The 24,080-nt window shown below is 67.5% G+C and carries 23 protein-coding genes; 13 read left to right on the top strand and 10 right to left on the bottom strand.

The features are described from left to right. Together egtB and BGN95_RS22585 are read right to left on the bottom strand one after the other, a co-directional pair. The coding region (egtB, locus tag BGN95_RS27280; RefSeq protein ID WP_502688335.1) for an ergothioneine biosynthesis protein EgtB at positions 1 to 1,995 on the bottom strand (1,995 nt) is incomplete at its 3' end. 150 nt (positions 1,996 to 2,145) lie between these two features. Continuing rightward, complete coding sequence (locus BGN95_RS22585; protein WP_286774078.1) at positions 2,146 to 2,646, bottom strand: GNAT family N-acetyltransferase; 501 nt, start codon at positions 2,644 to 2,646, stop codon at positions 2,146 to 2,148. Positions 2,647 to 2,730: 84 nt separating this feature from the next. Between BGN95_RS22585 and BGN95_RS22590 the strand changes: the two genes are divergently transcribed. Next, positions 2,731 to 4,212, top strand: a complete 1,482-nt coding sequence (locus BGN95_RS22590) for a CYTH and CHAD domain-containing protein (protein WP_286774079.1) — start codon at positions 2,731 to 2,733, stop codon at positions 4,210 to 4,212. Here the strand turns inward: BGN95_RS22590 and BGN95_RS22595 are convergent. The 5 genes from BGN95_RS22595 to BGN95_RS22615 form a co-directional block, all read right to left on the bottom strand. Beyond that, positions 4,155 to 4,790, bottom strand: a complete 636-nt coding sequence (locus tag BGN95_RS22595; protein WP_286774080.1) for an FMN-dependent NADH-azoreductase — start codon at positions 4,788 to 4,790, stop codon at positions 4,155 to 4,157. The genes BGN95_RS22590 and BGN95_RS22595 overlap by 58 nt on opposite strands. Before the next feature lie 92 nt (positions 4,791 to 4,882). After that, the gene (locus BGN95_RS22600; RefSeq protein ID WP_286774081.1) at positions 4,883 to 6,433 is read right to left on the bottom strand and encodes an ArnT family glycosyltransferase; all 1,551 of its coding nucleotides are present in this window, start codon (positions 6,431 to 6,433) and stop codon (positions 4,883 to 4,885) included. After that, complete coding sequence (locus BGN95_RS22605) at positions 6,430 to 7,068, bottom strand: methyltransferase domain-containing protein (RefSeq protein ID WP_286774082.1); 639 nt, start codon at positions 7,066 to 7,068, stop codon at positions 6,430 to 6,432. Before BGN95_RS22605 ends, BGN95_RS22600 begins: the two co-directional genes overlap by 4 nt. After that, positions 7,065 to 8,105, bottom strand: coding sequence for a glycosyltransferase (locus BGN95_RS22610; RefSeq protein WP_209547768.1), 1,041 nt, complete (start codon positions 8,103 to 8,105; stop codon positions 7,065 to 7,067). Before BGN95_RS22610 ends, BGN95_RS22605 begins: the two co-directional genes overlap by 4 nt. Positions 8,106 to 8,195: 90 nt before the next feature. Further along, a complete protein-coding gene (locus tag BGN95_RS22615; protein WP_265311595.1) occupies positions 8,196 to 8,993 on the bottom strand; it encodes a class I SAM-dependent methyltransferase in 798 nt (265 codons plus the stop codon). 137 nt (positions 8,994 to 9,130) lie between these two features. Here BGN95_RS22615 and BGN95_RS22620 point away from each other — a divergent pair, with 137 nt between their 5' ends. The 9 genes from BGN95_RS22620 (at position 9,131) to BGN95_RS22660 (ending at position 19,993) form a co-directional block, all read left to right on the top strand. Continuing rightward, the gene (locus BGN95_RS22620) at positions 9,131 to 9,337 is read left to right on the top strand and encodes a ParD-like family protein (protein WP_179514502.1); all 207 of its coding nucleotides are present in this window, start codon (positions 9,131 to 9,133) and stop codon (positions 9,335 to 9,337) included. 1 nt (position 9,338) lies between these two features. Next, positions 9,339 to 10,121 carry a type I methionyl aminopeptidase gene (map, locus tag BGN95_RS22625; RefSeq protein WP_286774083.1) on the top strand — a complete coding sequence of 261 codons (783 nt, stop codon included), beginning with the start codon at positions 9,339 to 9,341 and terminating at the stop codon, positions 10,119 to 10,121. 40 nt (positions 10,122 to 10,161) lie between these two features. Further along, a complete protein-coding gene (locus BGN95_RS22630; RefSeq protein WP_286774084.1) occupies positions 10,162 to 11,166 on the top strand; it encodes a DNA topoisomerase IB in 1,005 nt (334 codons plus the stop codon). A gap of 175 nt (positions 11,167 to 11,341) precedes the next feature. After that, a complete protein-coding gene (locus BGN95_RS22635; RefSeq protein ID WP_502688336.1) occupies positions 11,342 to 12,505 on the top strand; it encodes an aminotransferase in 1,164 nt (387 codons plus the stop codon). 118 nt (positions 12,506 to 12,623) lie between these two features. Further along, positions 12,624 to 13,232, top strand: coding sequence for a TetR/AcrR family transcriptional regulator (locus tag BGN95_RS22640; protein ID WP_265267243.1), 609 nt, complete (start codon positions 12,624 to 12,626; stop codon positions 13,230 to 13,232). A 354-nt stretch (positions 13,233 to 13,586) separates the two neighbouring features. Then, on the top strand, positions 13,587 to 13,997 hold the full coding sequence (locus BGN95_RS22645) for a hypothetical protein (RefSeq protein WP_179514497.1): 411 nt from the start codon (positions 13,587 to 13,589) through the stop codon (positions 13,995 to 13,997). Position 13,998: 1 nt separating this feature from the next. Then, positions 13,999 to 15,273 carry an efflux RND transporter periplasmic adaptor subunit gene (locus tag BGN95_RS22650; protein ID WP_286774086.1) on the top strand — a complete coding sequence of 425 codons (1,275 nt, stop codon included), beginning with the start codon at positions 13,999 to 14,001 and terminating at the stop codon, positions 15,271 to 15,273. Between the two features lie 98 nt (positions 15,274 to 15,371). Beyond that, complete coding sequence (locus BGN95_RS22655; protein WP_265311601.1) at positions 15,372 to 18,548, top strand: efflux RND transporter permease subunit; 3,177 nt, start codon at positions 15,372 to 15,374, stop codon at positions 18,546 to 18,548. Positions 18,549 to 18,562: 14 nt separating this feature from the next. After that, positions 18,563 to 19,993, top strand: a complete 1,431-nt coding sequence (locus BGN95_RS22660) for an efflux transporter outer membrane subunit (protein WP_286774087.1) — start codon at positions 18,563 to 18,565, stop codon at positions 19,991 to 19,993. A 64-nt stretch (positions 19,994 to 20,057) separates the two neighbouring features. Here BGN95_RS22660 and BGN95_RS22665 read toward each other — a convergent pair whose 3' ends face one another. Beyond that, positions 20,058 to 20,207 (bottom strand): hypothetical protein, encoded by a 150-nt coding sequence (locus tag BGN95_RS22665; RefSeq protein ID WP_179514493.1) that lies wholly within the window; start codon positions 20,205 to 20,207, stop codon positions 20,058 to 20,060. A gap of 51 nt (positions 20,208 to 20,258) precedes the next feature. On the opposite strand from BGN95_RS22665, the gene BGN95_RS22670 reads away from it, so the two are divergent. Together BGN95_RS22670 and BGN95_RS22675 are read left to right on the top strand one after the other, a co-directional pair. Beyond that, positions 20,259 to 20,861 (top strand): HutD/Ves family protein, encoded by a 603-nt coding sequence (locus BGN95_RS22670; RefSeq protein WP_286774088.1) that lies wholly within the window; start codon positions 20,259 to 20,261, stop codon positions 20,859 to 20,861. Between the two features lie 28 nt (positions 20,862 to 20,889). Continuing rightward, positions 20,890 to 21,342: a hypothetical protein gene (locus BGN95_RS22675; RefSeq protein WP_265311604.1), complete on the top strand. Its 453-nt coding sequence runs from the start codon at positions 20,890 to 20,892 to the stop codon at positions 21,340 to 21,342. Positions 21,343 to 21,456: 114 nt separating this feature from the next. On the opposite strand, the gene BGN95_RS22680 is transcribed toward BGN95_RS22675, so the two are convergent. Beyond that, complete coding sequence (locus BGN95_RS22680; protein WP_286774089.1) at positions 21,457 to 22,281, bottom strand: aldo/keto reductase; 825 nt, start codon at positions 22,279 to 22,281, stop codon at positions 21,457 to 21,459. Between the two features lie 115 nt (positions 22,282 to 22,396). Here BGN95_RS22680 and BGN95_RS22685 point away from each other — a divergent pair, with 115 nt between their 5' ends. Next, the gene (locus BGN95_RS22685; protein ID WP_286774090.1) at positions 22,397 to 23,317 is read left to right on the top strand and encodes a LysR family transcriptional regulator; all 921 of its coding nucleotides are present in this window, start codon (positions 22,397 to 22,399) and stop codon (positions 23,315 to 23,317) included. 94 nt (positions 23,318 to 23,411) lie between these two features. Here BGN95_RS22685 and BGN95_RS22690 read toward each other — a convergent pair whose 3' ends face one another. Continuing rightward, positions 23,412 to 24,071 carry a hypothetical protein gene (locus tag BGN95_RS22690; RefSeq protein WP_286774091.1) on the bottom strand — a complete coding sequence of 220 codons (660 nt, stop codon included), beginning with the start codon at positions 24,069 to 24,071 and terminating at the stop codon, positions 23,412 to 23,414. Between the last annotated feature and the right edge of the window lie 9 nt (positions 24,072 to 24,080).

Raw genomic sequence — 24,080 nt, forward strand, 5'->3', positions numbered from 1 at the left:
GATTCGTGCGGCTTCGGGGTTCCACACCGCGCGGTGGCGGAATGCGTCGACCGGGATCGTCCCGCCGAGCTCGCGGTTGATCCGCTCGAGCAGGTTGAGGTTGAACGCCGCCGTCACCCCGGCGGAATCGTCATAGGCGCGTTCGAGCGTTTCGACCTGCTTGATCCGGTCCATCCCGATCAGCAGCATCGCGCCCTCGCCCAATGAGGCGCGCATCGCGCGCAGGATATCGGTCGAGGAGAAAGCCCCCATGTTGCCGATCGTCGAGCCGGGGAAGAAGCCGAGCTTGGGCAGATCGCGGATTTCCGCCGGCAGCGTGACCGGTGCGGTGAAATCGGCCTCGACCGGGATGATCGGCAGCCGCGGGAAACGCGCGGCGAGATCGCGCACCGAGGCACGCATGAAATCCCCCGAAATGTCGATCGGGACATAGGCCGAAGGCCGGATCGCATCGAGCAGGATCGGGGTCTTGGTCGACGAGCCCGAGCCGAATTCGACCACCGCGCGCCCCGCGCCGACCTGCGCCGCAAGATCGCCCGCGATCCGCTTCAACAGCGCGGTTTCGGTGCGGGTGGGATAATATTCGGGAAGCTCGGTAATCGCCTCGAACAATTCGGAGCCGCGGCGATCGTAGAACCAGCGCGCCGGGATCGCGCGTGGGCGGCGCGTCAGCCCCTCGATCACATCGGCGCGGAAGGCGTCGGTCGTTCCGCGTGCTTCGGGCACCTCGTCGCGCGCCAGCCGCAACCCGGTGAACTGCCAGCGCTGGTGTGGATAGAAGAAGTTGCGATAACTCGCACGCACATGCCCGCGCGGGGTGGCGCACGATCCGCCGCGCAGGACGAACTGCCCGCTCATGAACTTGCCGTTATATTCGCCGACCGCGCCTTCGGCGGGCGTGAAACCGGGATAGGGCCGATAGGCGCTGCCGGTCCATTCCCACACATCGCCGAAGAAAGCCGGGCCGCGCGCCGACGGGCGCGGTTCGACCGCGCCGGCGAGATCGAGCAGGTTGCCCTGCTGCGGCGAATAGGCCCGGGCCGCCGCTTCCCATTCCTCCTCGGTCGGCAGCCGCGCGCCGGCCCAGGTCGCATAAGCGTCGGCCTCGTAGAAACTGATGTGGGTGACGGGCGCCGCCGGGTCGATCGGCCGCCGCCCGTCGAGCCCGAACCGCGTCCACACGCCGTCGCGCTGCTCCCAATAGAGCGGCGCATCGATCTTCTCGCGCTGTACCCACGCCCAGCCGTCGGACAGCCAGTGGCGCGGCTCGCGATAGCCGCCGTCGGCGATGAACGCCGACCATTCGCCGTTGGTGACGGTGCGATCGGCGATCGCGAAGGGCTCAAGCAACACGCGATGCGCCGGCCCTTCGCAATCGAATGCGAATTCATCCCCGTCGTGCCCGATCGAGACGATCCCGCCGGGGTGCCGGATCCAGCCGATCGGGCCGGGCATCGCGACCGGCACCTTGCGCCCGCCGGGCCACATCGCCGGCTCGAGCGGATTGTGCGCGAACAGGTGCAGCACGTCGGTCAGCAGCAATTCCTGATGCTGCTCCTCATGGTTGCAGCCCAGCACGACCAGCCCGCGCGCCGCATCGGGCAGATCGGGGATCGCGCGCAACATCGCGCGATCGACCGCCGCGCGATAGGCGAGGATCTCGTCGAGATACGGCCGAGTCAGCAGCCCGCGGCTGCCGCGCCGATGCCGCGCGCCCTCCGCCTCGTAATAGCTGTTGAACAGGAAGGGGAAGCGTTCGTCGTGGAGGCGATAGCCGGCAACGAAATCGCGCAGGATGAAGGTTTCGAAAAACCATGTCGTATGCGCCAGATGCCATTTAGCGGGCGAGGCATCGTCCATCGACTGGACCGTGGCATCGGCATCGGAAAGCGGCGCCGCCAACGCCTCGCTGAGCCCGCGCACGCCGATATAGCGCGCGGCGATATCCTGCGGCGGCACCGCATCGCGCAAGGTTGGGCTGGCAAATTTCGACATGTCGATCTCTCTCGGCAGCGGCTGATCCGCTCAATTGCCCGAACACATCACTCGCCCGTGCGGGATCAGCCGGCTGCCGACGGACTTCGATGCTAACTAGATGGTGTTGCAAAGAGAATAATCAGGCGGCGGTTTCGGTTCCGCCCGGCTTCATTCAATCATATGTCGATATACGACGGAACCGGTCTTTTCGGCGACCTGATCGTAGAGCCGCCGCGCGGTCGCATTGGTTTCGTCGGTCTGCCAATAGACGCGTGCAACGCCCGCGGCGCGCGCGCGATCGTACACCGCCTCGATTAGTGCGCGGCCGACCCCCTTCCCGCGCGCGTCTCGGGCGGTGAAAAGATCCTGAAGGTAGATGCTCGGCGCGATCGCGGTGGTGCTGCGGTGGAACAGATAATGCGTGAGGCCGAGCAGCGCGCCGCCCTGTTCGGCGACCAGCGCATGCACCGGCTCATAAGCGTCGAAGAACCGGCCCCAGGTCGTCGCCGTGATGTCGGCTGCCAGCGCGGTCGCGCCCGATCGACCGTAAAAGGCGTTATACCCGTCCCATAGCGGCAGCCAGCGCGGATAGTCGCTGGCCAGGATCGGGCGGACAACCAGGGTCTCGATCATGCACGCGGGGATATGCCCGCCCGTCGCGCGGCTCAAGTGGCCCCGCGTCATTTCGGGCGCGCATCGATCGTTATTTTATTCTATGGGATCGATTGTTCGGTCGATCCCCAGGAGGCGTCGATGACCGGTACGCTTGAAGTGGAGCTCAAGCTGGAGCTCGATCCCGGCGATCGCAGCCGGCTCGATCTGATCGACCTGTTCGGCGCGGGCGGCGCGACCGACCATCTCGTCACCACCTATTTCGACACCCCCGGCGGCGACGTGCGCAACGCGGGCTGCGCGCTGCGGATCCGGCAACAGGGCGAGGCGCGGGTTCAGACGATCAAGGCCGCGAAGGACAAGGCCACCGGGCTGTTCACCCGCACCGAATGGTCGCGCGCGGTGACGGGCGACCGGCCGGTGCTCGACGCGACGAGCGGCCCGTTCGGCCCTGCGCTGCGCGCGATCGGGGTCGATCGGCTGACACCGCAGATCGTCAGCGATTTCCACCGCACCCACGGGCTGATCGATCGCGACGGCGGCGAGATCGAATGGGCGGTCGACGAAGGCGCGATCCGCGCCGGCGGCAGCGTCGCGCCGCTGTGCGAGATCGAGCTGGAGCTGCGGCGCGGACCGCCCGGGCTGCTGTTCGACCTTGCGCATCGCATCGCGGATCGCCTTCCGGTCCGCATCGCGGTGATCTCCAAGGCCGAGCGCGGCTATCGACTGCTCGATCAGACCGCCGGCTCTCCGGCGCGTGCCGAGCCGGTCGCGCTCGATCGCGGTGCGACGGTCGCGGCGGCGTTTCCAGCAATCGCGCATGCCTGCCTGCGCCAGTTCCGGCTCAACGAACCGTTGGTGCTGGCGGCAGGCGAGGCCGAGCCGGTGCATCAGGCGCGCGTCGCTTTGCGGCGGCTGCGCACCGCCTTGTGGCTGCACCGGCCGCTGTTCGCTGGCGATCCGCAGGCCGCGTCGCTCGATACCGAGCTGCGCTGGCTGACCGCGCGGCTCGGCGAGGTGCGCAATCTCGACGCCTTGATCCCGCGCGCCGATCCCGATCTCGGCGAACGGCTGCGCGCGGCGCGCGAGCAGGCGCTCGCGGCACTGCAGGCCGATCTCGCGTCAGCGCGCGCGCGGCTGGCGATGATCCAGGTCGTCGAGTGGCTCACCGTCGGCGCCTGGCGAACCCGGCCGCAAGACCCCGCGCTTCTCGCGGAGACGATCGTGCCGTTCGCCGCCGACGCGCTCGATGCGCTGCGCAAGCGGCTCAAGCGGCGCGGGAAGAGGCTGGCCGAGCTCGGGTCGAAGAAGCGCCACAAGGTGCGGATCACCGCAAAGAAGCTGCGCTACGCGTCCGAATTCTTCGCCATGCTCTTTCCCTCGCCAAAGGCCGCGCGGCGGCAGGCGGCGTTCCGCGACGCGGTGTCCGCGCTGCAGGATTGTCTGGGCGAGCTCAACGATCTCGACCTCGAACGGCGGGTGCTGGAACGCGTCGGCATCGATCCCGGCAAACGGCACCTGCATCGGAAGCGCCGCGCCAAGCTGCTGCGGCATGCGGAACATGCTTATGACGAGCTGATCGCGGCGAAACGCTTCTGGCGCGGTCCGGCGATCTCGGCATAGGCCGCGGCGAGCGCACGGCGGCGCGGTTCCTCGCCGGTCGCGAGCCCCTCGGCGCGGACGAAACGCACGTCGGTGATGCCGAAAAGGTTGAAGATCGCGCGGAGGTAATGCTCCTGGTGATCGAATGGCGCGAGCGCGGAAGCGCCGGTGTAGATCCCGCCGCGCGACGAGGCGACGATGATGCGCTTGCCCCCCGCCAATCCTTGCGGGCCGTGTTCGGTAAAGCGAAAGGTCCGGCCCACCACCGCCAGCCGGTCGATCCACGCCTTGAGCTGGCTCGGGATGCCGAAGTTATACATCGGCGCGCCGATTACGACGATATCGGCGGCGAGAAACGCATCGAGCGCGGCATCGCCTACCGCCGCATCTTCGGCAAGCGTGGCGCTTTCGGCAATCCCGCCCTGCCATAAGGCGACATGCGCGCCGGTGAGATGGCCGATCGGATCGGCCGCAAGATCGAGACGGACGACCTCGAGACCGGGAAAAGCCGCACGCTCCGCGGCGACGATCGCTTCGGAAAGCTGGCGGCTCACCGAGGCCGGTCCGAGGATACTTGAGTCGACATGCAGAAGGTTCATCGCCCGGCTCCGTTGAGGGTTCCGGCGACATGACGAGCGGGCGCCGCTGTTTGTGACAATCGCGCGCGGTTTATTTGGGCGCGAGCGGCGCGTCACCGCGCCGGCAGGTGCACGACGAGATTGCCGACCATTTCCTTGCGCGGATAAGCGGCGTCGATCGCATCGGCGACGCGGCGGTTGTAGCGCGTGTCGTAGAGGGCCGAACCGCGATCACCGCGCGTCAGGAAGAAGCCGAAATCGCCGCGCCGCACCATCCGGGCGAATCCCGCCTCGTCATAGAGGTTGCCGTGCGCAAGTTCGGCCGCGATGGCCGGCTCATATTCCACCGGACGTCCGGCGCGGATCAGCAGCACCATATCGTCGCTGATCACCGGCCGGGGCGAAGCCGCAATCCGGGCGACCACCGCCGCCAGGCGTTGCTTCTCGCCCGGATCGATGTCGCGCGGCGACGGGACATAAGTGGCCATCAACGGCGCGAGGACCAGCAAGGCGAGCAGCAGCGGCGACGGCGGCGCGACGCCGCGCTCCGCAGCGCGCACGATCGGCAACGCTCCCAGCCCCACGAATATCGCGATCCCGCATGACCAGATGATCAGATAATTGTCGCTCGCGCCCGATTTCAGCGTCAGCGGCAGCAGCGCGGCGTTCACCGCCGCGAACAGCATCAGCATCAGCAATGCGGCGAGGCTGTCGTCCTGCGCCACCCGGGCGCGGAGCGTCTCCGCCTGCGCGTCGGTCAGGCGCCGCCAGGCGTGGACCATCGCGACCGCGGCGATCGCCAGCAGCAGCGCCTGCAACAGCAGCGCGCCGACCAGCCACCGCCACTGCGACAGATCGAGCCGGTTGATATTGTACAGGAGGATATGACGCAGGAACCCGCCGTCGCTCGCCACGACGAGCATCGCCAGCGCGCTCAGCCCCAGCGCGGCGCAGCAGCCGAGCAGCACAAAGGCCGATTTCGGCCGGACGAACCATAGCCCGACCAGCGCCGCGAGCGGCGCGGCGATATTGGTCTGCTTGGTATAGATCGCCAGCACGAAAACTAGCGCGGCGGCGGGCACCAGCGCCGGCCGGGTGATCGCACGGACGCTCAGCGCCAGCCCGGCCAGCGTCAGCGCGCAGCCCAGCATGTCGACGCGCATCACCATCGACCATGTGATGATCGCCGGGAAGGCCGGGAGGGACAATGCGCCGATCGCCGCCGCCGCGGCGCGGGCGAAGCGGGTCTCGCTCCTGGAAATGGCCGATCGTATCAGCAGCGCGATGAGCGCCATCGACGCGACGGTCGACAGCAGCGACACCAGACGGCCGGCGATCAGCTGGTCCAGCCCGAACAACCCGGCCATTGCGGCCGTCGTCAGATGATAGACCGGCGGGTAATGATAGACGATCGCGGGATAGGTGCCGAGCGGGCCATAGCCCGTGCCCGCGACGATATTCCGCATCTGTTGCCAGACGATGCCCTCGCCATAATCGAGATCATAGGCATAATGCAGCGCGGACCACGCCATCGCCAGCCATCTGCCCGTATCGACCAGCAGCAGGAGGGCGACGAGCACCAGCCCGCCCCTCAGGACGAGGCCGAAGCCGCCCGCGCCGCGCTGCGCCACCGGCGCGGCGGCGCCGTCGGACGCCGCGTTCATGCCGCCGGCCTTGCGACGACCAGCATCTGCTTGCCCATCGGCTTGATCGGCGATCGGAGATAGGCCGCGACGAGAATGGGCCAGGTCGGCAGCCGCGACTTGACCGTCAGCGGCAGAAAGCGCGGCCGGACCTCGACGATCTCCCAGCCGTGCGCGCGCAGCAGATCGGCGAGGCTGATGTGCGAATAGACCGCAACATGCGTGTAATCGTCGAAATATTCGCGATAGGCGTAGCGATAATTGGGCTGGAGGATCGTCAGCGTCCCGCCGGGGGCGAGCGTGCGCGCGATTTCCGCCAGCGTCGCGACGAACACGTCCTGCGGAAGATGTTCGAACAGATTGGAGGCGAAGGCGAAATCGACCGCACCGTCGGCGATCGCGCGCAGATCGCTGACCGGGCCGACGATCGCCTCCACGCCGGTGTCGACATGATCGGCGATGCCGGGCCATTGATCGACCGCGATGCGCCGGCGCGCGACGACATTGTTGATGAAATCGCCATAGCCCGCGCCGAGATCGAGCACGCAGGCGTCGGCGGCGATGCGCCGGCGAAAGAAATACCGCCACAACGCCGCCCAGACACCGCCGCGGCGCGCGTCGAGCGCGAGGCGCGAGCCGTGATAGTCGCCGCTCATGCGTAGCGTTTCCAATCCGACACCAATCCGACGATCATCCGCCAGCCGACCACCAGCCCGCGCCAATTGTCGACATTGCCGCCCTTGCTGAATCCGATCCGCGGATGGAAGGTGATCGGGCATTCGAGCAGCACGAGATCCTGATACAGAGCGGTATCGAGCAGATGCGCGTTGAACTCCAGATTCACCGCGGGGTTGAGATGCGGCAGCAACCGGATCAGCGCGTCGCGGCGACACAATTTATAGGTCGTCCCCATATCGGTGATCGTGCCGCGCCCGAGATGCTTCGCCTCGAGCAGCTTGCCGACGAAGATATTGCCGTAATACATGAAGACGCTGAGCTGGGTCAGATATTGGCGCAGCGGCTCGACCGTCCGCGTGCCGTTGACGATATCGGCGTGCGGGGCATAAGCGAGCAGCTTCTCGATATCATAGGCGCGGAACGTGCTATCGCCTTCGCACAAAACGACGAATTCGGTATCCTCGAACCGCACCGCCTCGCTCAGGCAGCGGAACACGCAGCGGCCGTAGCCGGGCGCGGTTTCGTTGAAGGTGATCGCGCCCGCCGCCTCGGCGCGCTCGAACGTCCGGTCGCTGCTGTTGTTGCTGACCACGATAACGCGCTCGACCAGCGGATGGAGCAGGAAATCCTCAACCGCGCCGGCGATGCTTTCCTCGTCATTATACGCCGTCAAGGCGACGGTGACGCGCCGGCGCTGCACCGGCGTGAAGCGAACCGGCACGTTCGGCTTCTTGTGCTTGTGCATGTACAGCAGATCGAACAGCGACAGCGTGATGCCGATCATGATCGGGACGCCGCTATACCAGACCAGCGCCTCGGCCACGGGATCGAGCAGCTTGTGCAGGTTGAGCAGGTAGCGCGGGAAGACCAGCAACACGCCGGTCAGGTACATGGCCAGCCCGAGGACGAAGCACAGCACGCCGTAGAGCAGCAACGGTTTCTGGAACGGGTGCTGGTCTGAACCCAATGCCGGAAATCGTTTCGCCATCGTCGTCGTCCCCCGCGCGCCGGCCATCGCCCGAGCCCGCACCTGCGCGATACGGCGGAATGGTTAACGCTTTACTCAAGGGGCCGCCCGGATCCGGCCGGATCCGGGCGCATCGCCTCAGCGCGGTTTGACGAATTTGAGCGTCATGCGATCGCTCTCGCCGATCGCCGCATAGCGCGCGCGATCCTTGTCCTTTTCGGCATAGGTCGGCGGCAGGGTCCAGACCCCGCCCGGATAATCGTGCGTGTCCTTCGGATTGGCGTTGACCTTGCTTTCGCCGACCAGCTTGAAGCCCGCCTTGGTGGCATAAGCGACCACCGAGGATTGCTTCATATAGCCGCTCTTGCCCTCTTCGACCCCCGTCTGATCCTCGGGCAGACGGTGCTCCTCGACTCCGAGCACCCCGCCCGGCTTGAGCATCGCGAACATCTGGTCGAACGCCGCCTGGGTCTGATCGGTCGCGCCGAACCGCCAATTGTGGACGTTGCGGAAGGTGAGGACGACATCGGCGCTGCCGTCCGGTACGCGCGGCTGCCCGTCGACGGCGGGGAAGATCGCGTGGCGCAGCCCCTTATAGGCCGCCGGATGCGCCGCGGCGAGCGAGCGCACCCCGGCAAGCCCCTTGTCGCTCGCGGCGGCGGCGTAAAGCACGCCTTGCTTGAGCACATAAGGCGCGAGCACCTCGGTATACCAGCCGCCCGACGGCCAGATCTCGACCACGGTATCGGTCGGCTTCACCCCGAAGAACGCCAGCGTTTCGGCCGGGTGGCGATAGCGATCGCGCGCGACATTGGCGGGCGTGCGGCTCGGCGCCTTCACCGCCGCGAGCAGCGCGGGCGACGGCGCAGGATCGCGCGCGATCGTCGCGGCGGGCAGCAGCGCCAGTGCAATCGGAGCAAAAACAAGCGCACGCATAGATCGTCTCTCCCGGGTGTTTGCGCAGGCTTAGCCGGTCCGCGCGCCGCCCGTCCAGATGCGCGCATCCGATTGACGGGTGAGCATACGAATCATATACGTTACGTATATCAATCATATCCCCTGAAGGAGTCCCGATGGGCATCGTGAAAATCGACGACGAACTGCACGAGGAAGCGCGGCGCGCCAGCACCGTGATGTGCCGATCGATCAACGCCCAGGCCGAATTCTGGATGAAGATCGGCATGCTGGCCGAAGCCAATCCCACGCTGTCGTTCAACCGGATCGTCGAGATGCAATTCGCCGCGGCCGATGTGCGGCTGACCCGGGCGGCGGCCGCCTGACATGATCAAGACCGCCGACGAGCTGGCGCTGATGCGCATATCGGGCAAATTGCTCGCCTCGGTGTTCGAGATGCTCGACCGGCAGCAGTTCGCGGGCATGTCGACGCTGGCGGTCAACGATCTGGTCGATCGCTTCATCACCGACGATCTCGGCGCGCGGCCGGCGAGCAAGGGGCAATATGGCTTCGAATATGTGCTGAACTGCTCGATCAACAACGTCGTCTGCCACGGCGTGCCCGACGCGCGGCAGATCATCCGCGACGGCGATATCATCAACCTCGACATCACGCTCGAGAAGAACGGCTTCATCGCGGATTCGAGCAAGACCTATATCGTCGGCAATGCCCCGCCCGCGGCGCGACGGCTGGTGCAGATCGCGCAGGAGGCGATGTGGAAGGGGATCGCGCAGGTCCGCCCCGGCGCGCGGCTGGGCGATATCGGCGCCGCGATCGAGCGCCACGCCAAGAAGAACGACTATTCGATCGTCCGCGATTATTGCGGCCACGGCATCGGCCGCGAGATGCACGAGGAGCCGCAGGTGCTCAATTTCGGTCGCCCCGGCACCGGCACCGAACTGCGCGAGGGGATGGTCTTCACGATCGAGCCGATGGTCAACCAGGGGACGCGCAAGGTTTCGACCGAGGATGACGGCTGGACGGTGGTGACCGACGACGGCAAGCTTTCCGCGCAATTCGAACATACCGTCGCGGTCACGCGAACCGGGGTCGAGGTCCTGACGCTGCGCCGCGACGAAGCCCCGACAAGCCGGCGTCGGCCGCGCTAAGCCGGAACCCGCGCCGGGCCCCGCGCATTGGGCCGCCGCGATGACTGCGCGAAAAATCGTCTTCAGCGATGACGCTGCACCCGGGATCACCCGGCGAAAGGTCGGCCGGCACTGGGGCTATTGGGACGCCGACGGCCAGCGCATCACCGATCGCGACGAGATCGACCGGCTCAATGCGATCGCGTTGCCCCCCGCCTATACGCGCGCCTGGTTCTGCCCGCACCCCGGCGGACATATCCAGGCGGTCGGCTGGGATGCGAAGGGCCGCAAGCAATATCGTTACCACCCCGATTTCCGCGCCGCGCAGGAGATCGCCAAATACGATCGCTGCGCCGAATTCGGCGCCGCGCTGCCGCTGATCCGGAAGCGCGTCGCCACGGATCTTGCGAAACGCTCGATGACCCGCGAGCGCGCGGTGGGGGCGGTGGTGCGGCTGCTCGACCAGACGCATATCCGCGTCGGCAACGAGGCTTATGCCAAGGCCAATCGCAGCTTCGGCGCGACCACCTTGCGCAAGCGCCACGCGCGCACCTCGGGCGCAACCGTCCGGCTGCGCTTCCGCGGCAAGGGCGGGGTCGAGCGCGAATGCGCGCTGACCGATCGCGCGCTGGCGCGATTCGTCCGCGCGTGCCACGATCTCGACGACCAGCATCTGTTCGCGTGGCTCGACGATGCGGGCGATGCGCACCCCGTCACCTCGACCGACGTCAACGATTATATCCGCGCCGCGACCGGCGAGGATTTCACCGCCAAGCATTTCCGCACCTGGGCGGCGAGCGTCGTCGCGTTCGAGGCGCTGGCCACCGCCGACCGCGATCTGAGCCTCAGGGCGATGCTCGAACCGGTGACGCAGCAACTGGGCAATACCCCCGCGATCGCCCGCAAATCCTATGTCCACCCCGCGCTGATCGAGCTGACCCGCAACGGGCAGGCGGCATTTCGCAAGACGGTGCGGATGCCGCGCAAGACGCGCTGGCTGAGCCGGGTCGAGCGCGGGCTGATCGCGTTTCTGGAGCGCAGCGCGTCATCGATGAGCTGCGCCTGATCATTTTTCGTCATGCCGGACTTGATCCGGCATCCAGAGCCATAGGCGACCGCTCTTTGCGGTTCTGAATGCCAGGTCGAGCCCGGCATGACGGGGAAAGCACGGAATCGGAAATCACCTTGGGCGAAACGCAATAGGCCGATAAGCACCAACCTCCCCAATGAGGACCAACCGCGTGAACCCTGTCTATGCCGCGATGGCGACGACCATTTTCGAGGAGATGTCGGGGCTGGCGCGCGAGACCGGGGCGATCAATCTCGGCCAGGGTTTTCCAGACAGCATCGGGCCGGAGGAATTGCTGCGCGCGGCGGCGGAGGCGGTGCTGGCGGGGCCGAACCAATATCCTCCGTCCGCCGGGATGCCCGTGCTGCGCGCGGCGGTGGCGGATTATTACCGGCGGTTCCAGTCGCTCGACATCGCGGCCAGCGACGTGCTCGTCACCTCGGGCGCGACCGAGGCGATCGCCGCCTCGCTGCTCGCGGTGATCTCCCCCGGCGACGAGGTTATCCTGATCGAGCCGATGTACGATGCCTATCGCCCGCTGGTCGAGCGCGCCGGGGGCGTGGCGCGCGCGGTGACCCTGCGCCCGCCCGAATGGCGGCTGCCGATCGACGAGCTCGCCGCGGCGATCGGCCCGCGCACCCGCGCGATCGTGCTCAACAACCCCAACAACCCCACCGGGCGCGTCTTCGCGCGCGATGAGCTCGCCGCGCTCGCCGCATTGTGCGTCGCGCACGATCTGGTGGTGATCTCGGACGAGGTGTGGGAGGCGGTGGTGTTCGACGACGCGGCGCACGTGCCGATGATCGCACTTCCCGGGATGGCCGACCGCGCGGTCAAGATCGGGTCGGCGGGCAAGATTTTCGGCCTCACCGGGTGGAAAGTGGGGTTCGTCGTCGCCGGCCCGCGGCTGCTCCAGCCGATTTCGCGCGCGCATCAGTTCCTTACCTTCACTACCCCGCCCAATCTGCAGATCGCGGTCGCGCACGGCCTCGGCCTCAACGACGCCTTCTTCAGCGACGCGCGCGCGGCGCTCGAACGCTCGCGCGACCATCTCGCCACCCGGCTGGCGGCGGCGGGGTTCACCGTGTTGCCGAGCCAGGGGACCTATTTCCTGACCGTCAATCTCGCGGCGTCGGGGGTGAACGGCGACGATACGACCCTCGCGCGCCGCATGTTGCACGAAGCCGGGGTCGCGAGCATCCCGCTTTCGTCTTTCTATATGAACCCGGCCCCGGCAGGGCTGATCCGCTTGTGCTTCGCCAAGCCCGACGAAATGCTCGACGAAGCCGCCACACGACTCGGAAAATGGCTTGCCGATCAGCGGCCTAGCGATTGAGGTCCGGATCGCCTCCGCGGCGACGGGCGGATGCTTGTAAACTTTCTGCAACATAACCGCCGCATATCGCGCGCAACCACTGGACTCCTGCGGCCCCAAGCATTACGTACCGGTCGTTATGGAAACGCTTGCCGCTCCGCCCAAAGGCCGTCCGCGCGAATTTTGCGTCGACGAGGCCTTGGCTGCTGCGCTCCGGGTCTTCTGGAGCAAGGGTTATGAAGGCGCGTCGCTCAGCGATCTGACCGAGGCGATGGGGATCACCCGCCCCAGCCTTTACGCCGCCTTCGGCAACAAGGAGGCGTTGTTCCGCAAGGCGCTCGATCTCTATGAGGCCGAGAAGCTCGATTATATCGGCAAGTCGCTCGCCGAGCCGACCGCGCGCAAGGTCGCCGAACATCTGCTGCGCGGCAGCCTCGCCAATCAATGCAGCAGCTGCGAACCGCACGGCTGCCTCGGCGTGATCAGCTCGGTCGCGTGCGGGCAGGATGCCGAATGCATCAGGCTCGAGGTGCTCGAGCGCGGCAAGGTCGCCAAGCGCGCGCTGGTCGAACGGATGGAACGCGCCAAGGCCGAAGGCGATCTTCCCGCCGATACCGATATCGAAGGGCTCACCAGCCTGTTGCTCGCGATCAATCAGGGCATGGCGGTGCAGGCGGGCGCCGGCGCGACGCGCGCCGAGCTTGAGCGGATGATCGAGACGGGGCTTGCGCTATGGCCGTCCAAGTGAAGCTATCGGCCTGACAGAATTAATTTTATCGGTCGGTACAGAAAGCGGTTGACGACCCCCGGCCCGATTTCTATACTGCATGGTATAGAAGATGGAAGACTCTCCTTCAGGGGAGCCCTCTCTCCCAGCGAAGGGGAAGCATCATGTGTCGCCGAAATCATAAAGAGGGGGTTGGCGCGGAGCGCTAAGCGCCTGCAGCTACCCATATAATTCATAATAGAACAAGCCGGCGGGCATTTGTCCGCCGAGTGGGGGCGTTCGCGCCCGTTCGCCATCGCCAGAAACCGCCGCCGCGCCGCCCGCGCGGTGAGCGACGGCGCTCGGCCGCCGTCATCAGCACAAGGGAGACAGATCATGGCCTATGTCGCTTTCGCCGAAACCCCCGATGCCCTCGGCACGACGGTCGGCCTGTATCGCGCTGCGCCGCCGGCGGCGGCCCCCACCCCCGCCTTTTCCGCGCTGGAATGGTCGGTGGTGGCGATCGCCGAACGCGACGGGCTGGCCTCGCTGCGCGAGCCGGGCCGCATCGCGGTCGCGCTCGGCACCCTGTTCGGCGAGCCGCGCCCCAAGCCGCGGCTCGCCGACCCCCGGCTCGAAGCGCTGCGCCGGATGGCCGTGCTGAGCTGGCATTTCGGCTACACCGTGCCGGGCGAGGACGTCCGCGATTTCCTCGCCGCCGGTTTCTCCAATGATCATTACGAGCTGCTCGTCGACAGTATCAGCGTCGCCCAGGCCCGCGCTCGTCGCAATCGAAAGCATCAGTAACATGACCAAATTCACCCCGATCTCGGCGGACGATATCCGCCGCGCCACCCCGCTTCGCGTCGGTGGCCGCCCGCTGTGGCAAAAGCTGAGCCTCGCCGCGCTGCCCGTCGTCATCATCGGCGCGGGCGTCGGCTATCTCAATCGCGAGACCCCTGCCGCCGCGGCGCTGCCCACCCCCACCGTGACCGTCGCCACCCCGCTGGCCCGCGAGGTCAACGAATGGGACGATTATGTCGGTCGGTTCGAACCGAGCCGCAGCGTCGAGGTGCGCCCGCGCGTCTCGGGCGCGGTCACCGCGATCCATTTCACCGATGGCGCGATCGTCCAGAAGGGCCAGTTGCTCTTCACGATCGATCCGCGCCCGTTCACCGCGTCGCTCGCCGAGGCGCGCGCGGGGGTCGCGTCGGCGGCCAGCGATCTGGCGCTGGCGGAGGCCGATCTCGGCCGCGCCAACCGCCTGCTCGCCGACGATGCGGTGTCGAAGAGCGACATCGATCGGCTCACCGCACGGGTCCGCGCGGCGAAGGCCGCGCTCGCCGCAGCGCAGGCGCGGGTCCACAGCCGCGCGCTCGATGTCGAGTTCACCCAGGTCCGCGCGCCGATCACCGGGCGGATTTCCGATCGCAAGGTCGATCCGGGCAATATCGTCTCGGCGGCCGACGGCGGCGGCACGTTGCTCACCTCGATCAACGCGCTCGACCCGATCTATTTCACCTTCGACAGCTCGGAAGCCCTGTACCTCAAGGGCAAGCGCGACCGGCAGGCGAACCAGGGCCAGCCGCAGCAGGTCGAGATCAAGCTGCAGGACGAGACGGCCTATAAGTGGAAGGGCCACGTCGATTTCACCGACAACGGCCTCAACGCGCATTCGGGAACGATCCGCGGCCGCGCGGTGATCGCCAATCCCGATTACTTCCTCGCCCCCGGCATGTTCGGCAACATGCGGCTGACCGACGGCGGCACGACACGTGCGCTGCTGATCCCCGATGCCGCGGTGCGCACCGATCAGGCGCGCAAGGTGGTGATGGTGGTCGGCAAGGACGGCGTGGTCGTCGAACGACAGATCGAGGCCGGTCCGCTGGTCGCCGGGCTCCGCACCGTCCGCGGGGGGATCGCCCCGACCGACCGCGTGATCGTGCAGGGCCTGCAATTCGCCAGGGCCGGTGCCAAAGTCAATGTCCGCCCGACGGTGATCAGGCCCGATGCCGCGCCCGCCACTGCGGTGCCGGAGATCGACAAGCCGGCCGCCTCGCAAGCGACCTTCGCCGCGCAATAACATCAGGGCAACCGTCGCGCCCCCTCGCGACTCCCCCCGCTCCCGGCACCCATGCCGGGGGCGAACGGGGCGGGCTTGCCCGAACAAGGCACAGAACCATGCGTTTCAGCCATTTCTTCATCAACCGCCCGATCTTCGCGGGCGTGATCGCGATCATCATCACGATCGTCGGCGCCTTCGCCTATTTCGGGCTGGCCGTGTCGCAATATCCCGATGTCGTCCCGCCGACCGTCACCGTCAGCGCCAATTACCCCGGCGCCTCGGCGGAGACCGTCGCGGATACTGTCGCCGCACCGATCGAACAGCAGATCAACGGCGTCGACAACATGCTCTACCAGTCGTCGCAATCGACCGGCGACGGTCGGCTGACGATCACCGTCACCTTCAAGCTCGGCACCAACCTCGATACCGCGCAGGTGCTGGTGCAGAACCGCGTCGCGCTCGCCGAGCCGAGCCTGCCGGAAGAGGTGCGCCGTCAGGGCGTCGTCGTCCGCAAGACATCGCCGTCGTGGCTGATGGCGGTCAACGTACTGTCGCCGGACAATTCGCTGAGCCGCAGCTATGTCTCCAATTACGCGCTGACCCAGCTCAAGGACCGGCTGACCCGAGTCGACGGGATCGGTGATGTCCAGGTGTTCGGCGCGCGCGATTTCGCGATGCGGGTGTGGATCGATCCCGGCCGCGCCGCCGGGCTCGGGCTCACCGCCGGCGAGATCGTCGATGCGCTGCGCCAGCAGAATGTGCAGGTCGCCGCGGGCACCGTGGGCCAGCCGCCGTTCAACACCGGCGCCGCGCAGCAGCTCAACGTCGAGACGCAGGGCCGCTTCAAGACCGCCGACGAATTCGCCAATATCATCATCCGCACCGACAAGTCCGGGGCGATCACCCGCCTGCGCGACGTCGCCCGCGTCGAGCTCGGCGCCGAGGATTATGGCGTCAACGCCTATCTCTCGGGGCAGGATTCGATCATCATGGGGATCACCCAGCGGCCGGGCACCAACGCGCTCGCCGCCGCGGAGGGGATCAAGGCGCAGCTCAAGGATGCCGCGAAGAGCTTCCCCAAGGGGCTCGAATATCGGATCATCTGGAACCCGACCGAGTTCATCAGCGAATCGATGCACGCGGTGCAGGAGACACTGCTCGAAGCGATCGTGCTCGTCGTGATCGTCATCCTCGTCTTCCTGCAGAGCTGGCGCGCGGCGATCATTCCGGTGATCGCGATCCCCGTCTCGCTGATCGGCACCTTCGCGGTGCTCGCGGCGCTCGGTTATTCGCTCAACGCCTTGTCGATGTTCGGGCTGGTGCTCGCGATCGGCATCGTCGTCGACGACGCGATCGTCGTGGTCGAGAATGTCGAGCGCAACCTCGAACACGGTCTCAGCCCCAAGGAAGCGGCGCACCGCTCGATGGACGAAGTGTCCGCCGCGCTGGTCGCGATCGTGCTGGTGTTGTGCGCGGTGTTCGTGCCGACCACCTTCCTCACCGGGATCACCGGTGAATTCTATCGCCAGTTCGCGGTGACGATCGCCACCGCGACGGTGATCTCGCTGCTGATGTCGCTCACTCTGTCGCCCGCGCTCGCCGCTCGGCTGCTCCGCCCGCGTGCGGCGGAAGCCCCTGCGTCGGGGTGGCGCCGGCCGCTCTATCTGGCGGGCGAGCGCTTCAACCGCGGGTTCGACCGGCTGAGCGAATGGTATGGCCGCATCACCGCGGCGATCGCGGGCGCACCGAAAAAGGCGCTCGCGACCTATGCCGCGCTGATCGTCGCCACCGGCGCGATCTTCTGGGCGACCCCCGCCGGGTTCGTGCCGGCGCAGGACCAGGGCTATGCGCTCGCCGCGATCCAATTGCCCCCGGGCAGCTCGCTCGCGCGGACCGACGCCACGCTCAAGAAGATGGTCAAGAAGTTGCTCGAAGTGCCCGGCACGCAGGCGGCGGTGATGTTCGCCGGGTTCGACGGCGCATCGGGAACGCAGGCATCGAATGCCGGCGCGGCCTATATCACCTTCAAGCCGTTCGAGGAGCGTTCGCGCACCGGGCGGACCGAACAGGCGATCGAGAACGACATGCGCAAGGCGGTCGCCGATATCGACGAGGCCTTGGTGTTCGTGATCCCGCCGCCCGTCATCCAGGGCATCGGCAACGGCGGCGGCTATCGCGTGATCGTCCAGGATCGCAGCGCCGCGGGTTATCAGGCGCTGGAGCAGGCCGCCGGGCAGTTGATCGGCGACGCGCAGAAGCAGAAGGATCTCGCCAACGTCTTCACGCTCTACAATACCGCGACCCCGCGCGTGTATGCCGATATCGATCGCGCCAAGGCCGATATGCTCGGCGTGCCGCCGTCGCGAGTGTTCGAGGCGCTGCAGGTTTATCTCGGCTCGTCCTACGTCAACGACTTCAACCTGCTCGGGCGCACTTTCCGCGTCACCGCGCAGGCCGAGGCCGATGCGCGCAGCGATCCGAGCGACATCGCGCAGCTCAAGACGCGCTCGAACACCGGCGAGATGGTACCGATCGGCGCGGTCGCGACCTTCTCCGATCGCACCGGCCCGTATCGCGTGACCCGCTATAACCTGTTCCCCGCGGTCGAGATCGACGGGGAGACCTCGCCGGGCCATTCGACCGGGCAGGCGATCTCGACGATCGAGAAGATCGCGAGCACGCTGCCGGGCGGCTTCGCAACCGAATGGACCGGGATCGCCTATCAGCAGAAGGCCGCGGGCAATATCGCCGCGCTGATCTTCGCGCTGTCGGTGGTGTTCGTGTTCCTCGTGCTCGCGGCGCAGTTCGAAAGCCTGATCCTGCCGCTGGCGATCATCCTGATCGTGCCGATGACGCTCCTCGCCGCGATGGCGGGGGTCAACGTCCGCGGAATGGACAATAATATCCTGACGCAGATCGGCCTTATCGTGCTCATCGCGCTCGCCGCGAAGAATGCGATCCTGATCGTCGAATTCGCCAAACAGGCCGAGGATCGCGGGGCGACCGCGCTCCACGCGGCGATCGAGGCGGCGCGGGCGCGGCTCCGGCCGATCCTGATGACCAGTTTCGCGTTCATCCTCGGCGTGCTGCCGCTGGTGATCGCCTCCGGCCCCGGCTGGGAGCTGCGTCAGGCGCTCGGCACCGCGGTGTTCTTCGGGATGATCGGGGTCACCGGCTTCGGGCTGATCTTCACCCCCACCTTCTATGTCGTCAGCCGCGCGCTCGGCGACCGGCTGGGGCGGCATCGTCCGCGCCCGTCGGCCTTCGACGCCGCGCAGCAGCCGGCCGAATAAGAAAGGAGCAAATCATGCTTCGCACATTACTCGCCGCCGCTTCGGCGCTGACCCTCGCCGCCTGCGCCACCGGCCCCGATTACAAGCCGCCGGTCGAATCGGCGGCGGCCGGCGGGTTCGTCGCCGCGCATTCGCCCGCGATCGACGCCAATGCCCCGGTCGCGGGGAAATGGTGGCGGCTCTATGACGATCCGGTGCTCGACGGCCTGATCGCCGACGCGCTCAGCGCCAATACCGACGTGCGCATCGCAGTCGCGCGGCTTGCCAGGGCGCGCGCGTCGCTACGAGAGGTAAAGACCGATCGGCTGCCCAATGTCGGGGTGAGCGCGGGGGCGACCTATGGCCGGCTTCCCGCCACCCAACGCGCGCCGGGCGCGCAGCGCGAGGATTGGTCGATCGATACCGGCGCGAGCCTGTCCTATGAGGTCGATCTGTTCGGCCGGGTGAGCCGCGGGGTCGAGGCGGCGCGCGGCGACGTGGATGCCGCGCGCTTCGATGCCGATGCGGTGCGCGTCTCGGTCGCCGCGGAGACCGCGCGCGCCTATGCCGATGCGGCGAGCGCGGCTGAGCGGCTCGACGTCGCCAATCGCATCGTCGCATTGCTCGATCGCTCGCTCAGGGTGACCGGGCGCCGCGCCGAGGTGGGGCTGACCACCCGGCTCGATACCGCGCGGATCGCGGCGCTGCGCAACCAGCGCCAGGCCGAGGTGCCGGCGATCGCCGCCGAGCGCGATGCGGCGCTGTTCCGCCTCGCCACCCTCACCGGCCGCGCGCCCGCCGATCTTCCCCCGGCGGCGGGGATGCGCACCGCGACCTTGCGGCTCTCAACCCCGATCCCGGTCGGCGACGGCGCGCAATTGCTCGCGCGGCGTCCCGACGTGCGCGCCGCCGAGCGCCGGCTCGCCGCCGCCACCGCACGGATCGGGGTCGCGACCGCCGATCTCTATCCGCGCATCCAGCTCGGCGCGTCGATCGGCTCTACGGGTCCGAATATCGCCGATCTGTTCGGCGCGGCGCCGCTACGCTGGCTGCTCGGGCCGCTGATCAGCTGGTCGCTGACCGGGCATGAGCGCGCCCGCGCGCGGGTCGCCGGGGCGGAGGCGGATACGCAAGCCGCGCTCGCGACGTTCGACGGCACGGTGCTGACCTCGCTGCGCGAAACCGAGACCGCGCTCTCGACCTATGCGCATGCGCTCGACCGCCGCACCGCGCTGCAGGCCGCGCGCGACGAGGCAGAGGTCGCGGCACGCATCACCCGCGCGCAGCAGCGCGAAGGACAGATCGACAGCCTCGCCTTGCTCGACGCCGAACGCACCGCGGCCGAGACCCAGGCGGCACTGGCGCTGATCGACGCGCAGATTGCCGATGCGCAGATCGACCTGTTCAAGGCGCTCGGCGGCGGCTGGGAGGATGCGCCGAAGGTGCAGACGGCCTCGAAGAACTAGCAACGACGTCACCCCGGCCTTGCGCCGGGGTGACCGAGTGGTGGGCGCTACCTGCCCACCCTCCTCAATGACGTTTGAAATATTGCACCTCGCGCTCGTGCTTTTCCGCCGCGGCGCGGGTGTCGAACGTGCCGAGGTTGCGGCGTTTGCCGGTTTTCTCGTCCAGCTTTCGCGAATAGAGCCGGTATTCGCCCGATTTGAGCTTGCGGATCATGGCATCACCTCAAATGGGATAGGACGATCCCGTTCCGAAAAGGTTGCCTTGATGATCGAAGCCCAGTTCCTGCCCGCCGCGCAACGCGCGGCGACGCCGTGGAAGAACGGCGGCGGCAGCACCGCGGAGGTGGTCGCCTTTCCGCCCGGCGCCGATTTCACGTCCTTCCTGTGGCGGCTCAGCATCGCCGAAGTGGCAACCGCCGGGCCGTTTTCGCATTTCGCGGGGATCGATCGCACGCTTGCGGTGATCTCGGGCGAACTGGCGCTGACGATCGACGGCGCCGCGCCGGTCACGCTCGACGCGCGATCGGCACCACTCCCTTTCGCGGGCGAGGCGCCGGTGGTCGGCACCCCGCTTGGCGGCGCGGTGATGGACCTCAACGCAATGGTCCGGCGCGGCGATTATGCGGCGGAGATGCGCGGGCTGTCGGGCGACGAGATGCTCGAAAGCGCGGGCGATACGCTCGTCGTCGTCGCGCTGGGGCCGCTGACCTTGTCGCACGGCGGCGAGACGCGGCAGCTCGAACGGCTCGACGCTTTCGCCTGCGCGACGGGGGCGATCCGGATCGATGCGCCGGGCGCGGCGCGCTGCGGGCTGGCGGGGCGCTTTATCCGCCAAAAAGAGGAACCCGGCGCACGCACAAGCGGGTGAATCGCATCAAGATGCAAGGAGGCATCCGATGCGTATCCTTCCGATGCTGATCGCCGGGGCGATGCTCGCCGGCGCTGCGCCGGTTATCGCGCAGGACACCCAGTCACAGGACCCCAACGCCCCGCATACCCCGCTTCCCTATGATCGCGGCTATGACAAGGACAGCCCGCGCACCGAAGCGATCGACGCGCAGAGCCGCCCGGCGGTCCAGGCCGCCAATCGCGCGGCGCTCGCCGGCGCCGCCGCGCAATCCGCGGTGCACGAAGCGGATTCGGCGCAATATCAGGCCGATCTCGCCGCCTATCGCCAGGCGATGATCGCGCATCACCGCGAAGTGGTGCGCGACCGGATACGCTATGCGCGGCAGGAGCGTGCCTATGCCGATGCGATGGCCGACTGGCGGCTGCAGGTGATCGCCTGCAAGCAGGGCAAGACCGCGGCGTGCAACGCGCCGACGCCCAATCCCGAGGATTATCGCTAGGCGCCGCACACCGCAGGCCGCTGGGCGGTCTCGGTCGCGTTGCGGAAGTTGAACGCGCTGACGTTGATCGACGAGGCGATAGGTTGGACGTCGACGTTCACGACCGCCGCTCCCTCAGACGTCCCACGCCGGCGCGAGGCCGCTCGGGTTGACGATCCGGCCGTCGGGACGCGCAAGCCCGGCGATCAGCGCCATGTCCTTGGCATCGAGCGCGAAATCGAAGATCGCGATATTCTCCTTCACGCGCGCCGGGTTGGCGGTCTTGGACAAAGCGATATGGCCCTGCTCGATCAGCCAGCGCAGCCCGACCTGCGCGGCGGTCTTGCCATATTTGCTGCCGATCGCGTGCAGCACCGCATCCTGCGGCACCGCGCCGTCGGCCATGCCGTAATAAGCCGTCAGCGCGACGCCCTGCGCCTTGGCGGCAGCGGCGAGCGCATGTTGCGGCAGATAGGGGTGGAGCTCGACCTGATCGGTGACGATCGGCGCGGTGGAGCGCGCGATAGATTCGTGGAGCTGCGCGATATTCTGGTTGCTGACGCCGACGAAGCGCGTTTTGCCCGCGGCCTGCACCGCATCGAGCAGCTCGATCTGCGCCGCGATCGGCACCTTGTTGCCCGGCCAGTGGAGCAGCAGCAGATCGACGCGATCGACCCGTAGCTTGTCGAGGCTTTCGTCGACCGAGGCGGCGAAACGATCCGCGCTGTAATTGTCGACCCACACTTTGGTGGTGAGGAACAGCTCGTCGCGCCGCGCCCCGGCAGCGGCGAGCGCGGTGCCGAGCGCGGCTTCATTGTCGTAGATTTGCGCGGTATCGAAATGGCGGAACCCCGCCTCCAGCGCCGCGGGGATGACGCGCGCAACCTCTTCGTCCGACATGCGGAACACCCCGAAACCGAGCGCGGGGATCGCCGCGCCGTGAGCGGAAACCGTCTGCATCGTAAAACTCCTTGGCACTATCCAGATCTTGCCGGTGAAATAATTCCCCCGAAGGCGCTTGATAATCGCACCGATCGTCGCTTCATCTGTGAACCGAAATCACAGGCGAACGGCGATGGACAACCGTGCAGGCGAAATGCAGGTGTTCCTGCGCGTGGTGGAAGCGGGCAGTTTCTCCGAAGCCGCGCGGCTGTTGCGCATGACCCCTTCGACCGTCAGCAAATTGGTCTCGCGGATCGAGGCGCGGCTGGGCGTGCGGCTGGTCGAACGCTCGACCCGCCGGCTGTCGCTCACCGCCGAAGGGCAGGTCTATTACGAACGCAGCCAGGCTTTGCTCCACGAACTCGACGAGGTCGAACGCGAATTGTCGCACGGCGCCGCGACGACCGGCGGGACGGTGCGGGTCAATATCTCGGTCGCGTTGGGAACGCTCGGGCTCGAACCCTTGCTGCCGGGTTTCTGGCGTGAATATCCCAATATCGTCGTCGATCTGTCGCTGTCGGACGAGATCGTCGATCTCTATCTCGATCGTACCGACATCGCCTTCCGCGTCGGGCCGCTGCCGGATTCGGGGATGATCGCGCAGCGGCTGGGCACCGCCTATCGCAAGATCGTCGCTGCGCCCGCCTATCTCGAACGCTACGGCGTGCCGCGCACGGTCGACGATCTCGCGCAGCACAATTGCCTCGGGTTCAACTTTCGCCGCGCCGCGCCGGTATGGCCGGTCAGCGTGAGCGGGCGGATCGTCGATCGCGCGGTGAAGGGCGCGCTGCTCGCCAATAACGGCGAGACGGTGCGGCGGATGGCGCTGGCCGGGGTCGGGCTGGCCCGCATGGGGGATTATCACGTCCGCGCCGATCTCGCCGCCGGCCGGCTGGTCGAGGTGCTCGCCGGGGTGATCGAGCCCGATCAGGAAGAGGTTCACGCGGTCTTCCTCGGCGGGATGCATATGCCGCAACGCGTGCGGGTGTTCCTCGATCATGTCGCGCCGCGGCTCCAGCGCTTTCTCGGCGGCGAGGCCGGAACGATTGAATGAACGCAGCCAGGCATCACCGTGCCTGGCTGCGTCGTTCGTTCGGACGGGACGGCGGCCCTGCCTGGCCCTCAGGCCGGCCGCCGCCTCGTCGCGATCAGCGGTTGATCGTCGTCGTGGTCTTTTCGGTGACGACCGCCGGGCGGGCGCGATGCACGGTGCGATGAACCGTCCGGTGGACGACCCGCGGCGCGACCGCTGCGGTGCGCGTCGTCTCGGTCGTTACCGATGTCGCCGGCTGCTGCGCCGAGGCGCGCGCTGCCGCCGCATCGGCCGCCGCCGCAGAAGCCGCCTGTTCGGCGCTCGCCGCGCGCGCATTGGCGGCATCGGCGCGTTGCTGTGCATCGGCCGCCTGATCCTGCGCGACCGCGGCCTGATCGCGCGCGCCGGCGACCTGCGCCTGCGCGGCCATCGCGGCATCCGCCTGCGCCGCGGCATTGCTCTCGCGCCGCTCGCGCTGCGCCACGCCGATCGCGGTATCGGCGATATGCGACGCGCTATGCGCCGCCTCGATCGCCGCATCCTTGTGGCCGGCGCGCAACTGGTCCTGCGCGGACCGCAGCGCGGCCATCGCGTCCGCGCTCATCCGCGGCACCTCGCCGCGTGCATCCATCGCATTGAGCGCGTCAATCTTGCCTTGCGCCTCCGCGACGGCCGCTTTCGCACGATCACCCTTGCCTTCGGCAGCCGCCGGGCTGGCCGAAAGCATCGAAAGCGCCGCCAGCGTGGCGGCGTGGATCATCAATACGTTACGCATGATCAACTC

Source organism: Sphingomonas sp. 66-10, assembly GCF_001897045.1.
Classification (GTDB): domain Bacteria; phylum Pseudomonadota; class Alphaproteobacteria; order Sphingomonadales; family Sphingomonadaceae; genus Sphingomonas; species Sphingomonas lycopersici.

What these genes read in the sequence shown, in the direction of transcription:
- BGN95_RS22620 (WP_179514502.1), top strand. Translation starts at nt 9,131, where the DNA reads ATGGGCATCGTGAAAATCGACGACGAACTGCACGAGGAAGCGCGGCGC.
- BGN95_RS22610 (WP_209547768.1), bottom strand. Translation starts at nt 8,105, where the DNA reads ATGGCCGGCGCGCGGGGGACGACGACGATGGCGAAACGATTTCCGGCA.
- BGN95_RS22660 (WP_286774087.1), top strand. Translation starts at nt 18,563, where the DNA reads ATGCTTCGCACATTACTCGCCGCCGCTTCGGCGCTGACCCTCGCCGCC.
- BGN95_RS22655 (WP_265311601.1), top strand. Translation starts at nt 15,372, where the DNA reads ATGCGTTTCAGCCATTTCTTCATCAACCGCCCGATCTTCGCGGGCGTG.
- BGN95_RS22595 (WP_286774080.1), bottom strand. Translation starts at nt 4,790, where the DNA reads ATGAACCTTCTGCATGTCGACTCAAGTATCCTCGGACCGGCCTCGGTG.
- BGN95_RS22665 (WP_179514493.1), bottom strand. Translation starts at nt 20,207, where the DNA reads ATGATCCGCAAGCTCAAATCGGGCGAATACCGGCTCTATTCGCGAAAG.
- BGN95_RS22650 (WP_286774086.1), top strand. Translation starts at nt 13,999, where the DNA reads ATGACCAAATTCACCCCGATCTCGGCGGACGATATCCGCCGCGCCACC.
- BGN95_RS22640 (WP_265267243.1), top strand. Translation starts at nt 12,624, where the DNA reads ATGGAAACGCTTGCCGCTCCGCCCAAAGGCCGTCCGCGCGAATTTTGC.
- BGN95_RS22680 (WP_286774089.1), bottom strand. Translation starts at nt 22,281, where the DNA reads ATGCAGACGGTTTCCGCTCACGGCGCGGCGATCCCCGCGCTCGGTTTC.
- BGN95_RS22630 (WP_286774084.1), top strand. Translation starts at nt 10,162, where the DNA reads ATGACTGCGCGAAAAATCGTCTTCAGCGATGACGCTGCACCCGGGATC.
- BGN95_RS22590 (WP_286774079.1), top strand. Translation starts at nt 2,731, where the DNA reads ATGACCGGTACGCTTGAAGTGGAGCTCAAGCTGGAGCTCGATCCCGGC.
- BGN95_RS22615 (WP_265311595.1), bottom strand. Translation starts at nt 8,993, where the DNA reads ATGCGTGCGCTTGTTTTTGCTCCGATTGCACTGGCGCTGCTGCCCGCC.
- BGN95_RS22670 (WP_286774088.1), top strand. Translation starts at nt 20,259, where the DNA reads ATGATCGAAGCCCAGTTCCTGCCCGCCGCGCAACGCGCGGCGACGCCG.
- BGN95_RS22685 (WP_286774090.1), top strand. Translation starts at nt 22,397, where the DNA reads ATGGACAACCGTGCAGGCGAAATGCAGGTGTTCCTGCGCGTGGTGGAA.
- BGN95_RS22675 (WP_265311604.1), top strand. Translation starts at nt 20,890, where the DNA reads ATGCGTATCCTTCCGATGCTGATCGCCGGGGCGATGCTCGCCGGCGCT.
- BGN95_RS22600 (WP_286774081.1), bottom strand. Translation starts at nt 6,433, where the DNA reads ATGAACGCGGCGTCCGACGGCGCCGCCGCGCCGGTGGCGCAGCGCGGC.
- BGN95_RS22690 (WP_286774091.1), bottom strand. Translation starts at nt 24,071, where the DNA reads ATGCGTAACGTATTGATGATCCACGCCGCCACGCTGGCGGCGCTTTCG.
- BGN95_RS22645 (WP_179514497.1), top strand. Translation starts at nt 13,587, where the DNA reads ATGGCCTATGTCGCTTTCGCCGAAACCCCCGATGCCCTCGGCACGACG.
- BGN95_RS22605 (WP_286774082.1), bottom strand. Translation starts at nt 7,068, where the DNA reads ATGAGCGGCGACTATCACGGCTCGCGCCTCGCGCTCGACGCGCGCCGC.
- map (WP_286774083.1), top strand. Translation starts at nt 9,339, where the DNA reads ATGATCAAGACCGCCGACGAGCTGGCGCTGATGCGCATATCGGGCAAA.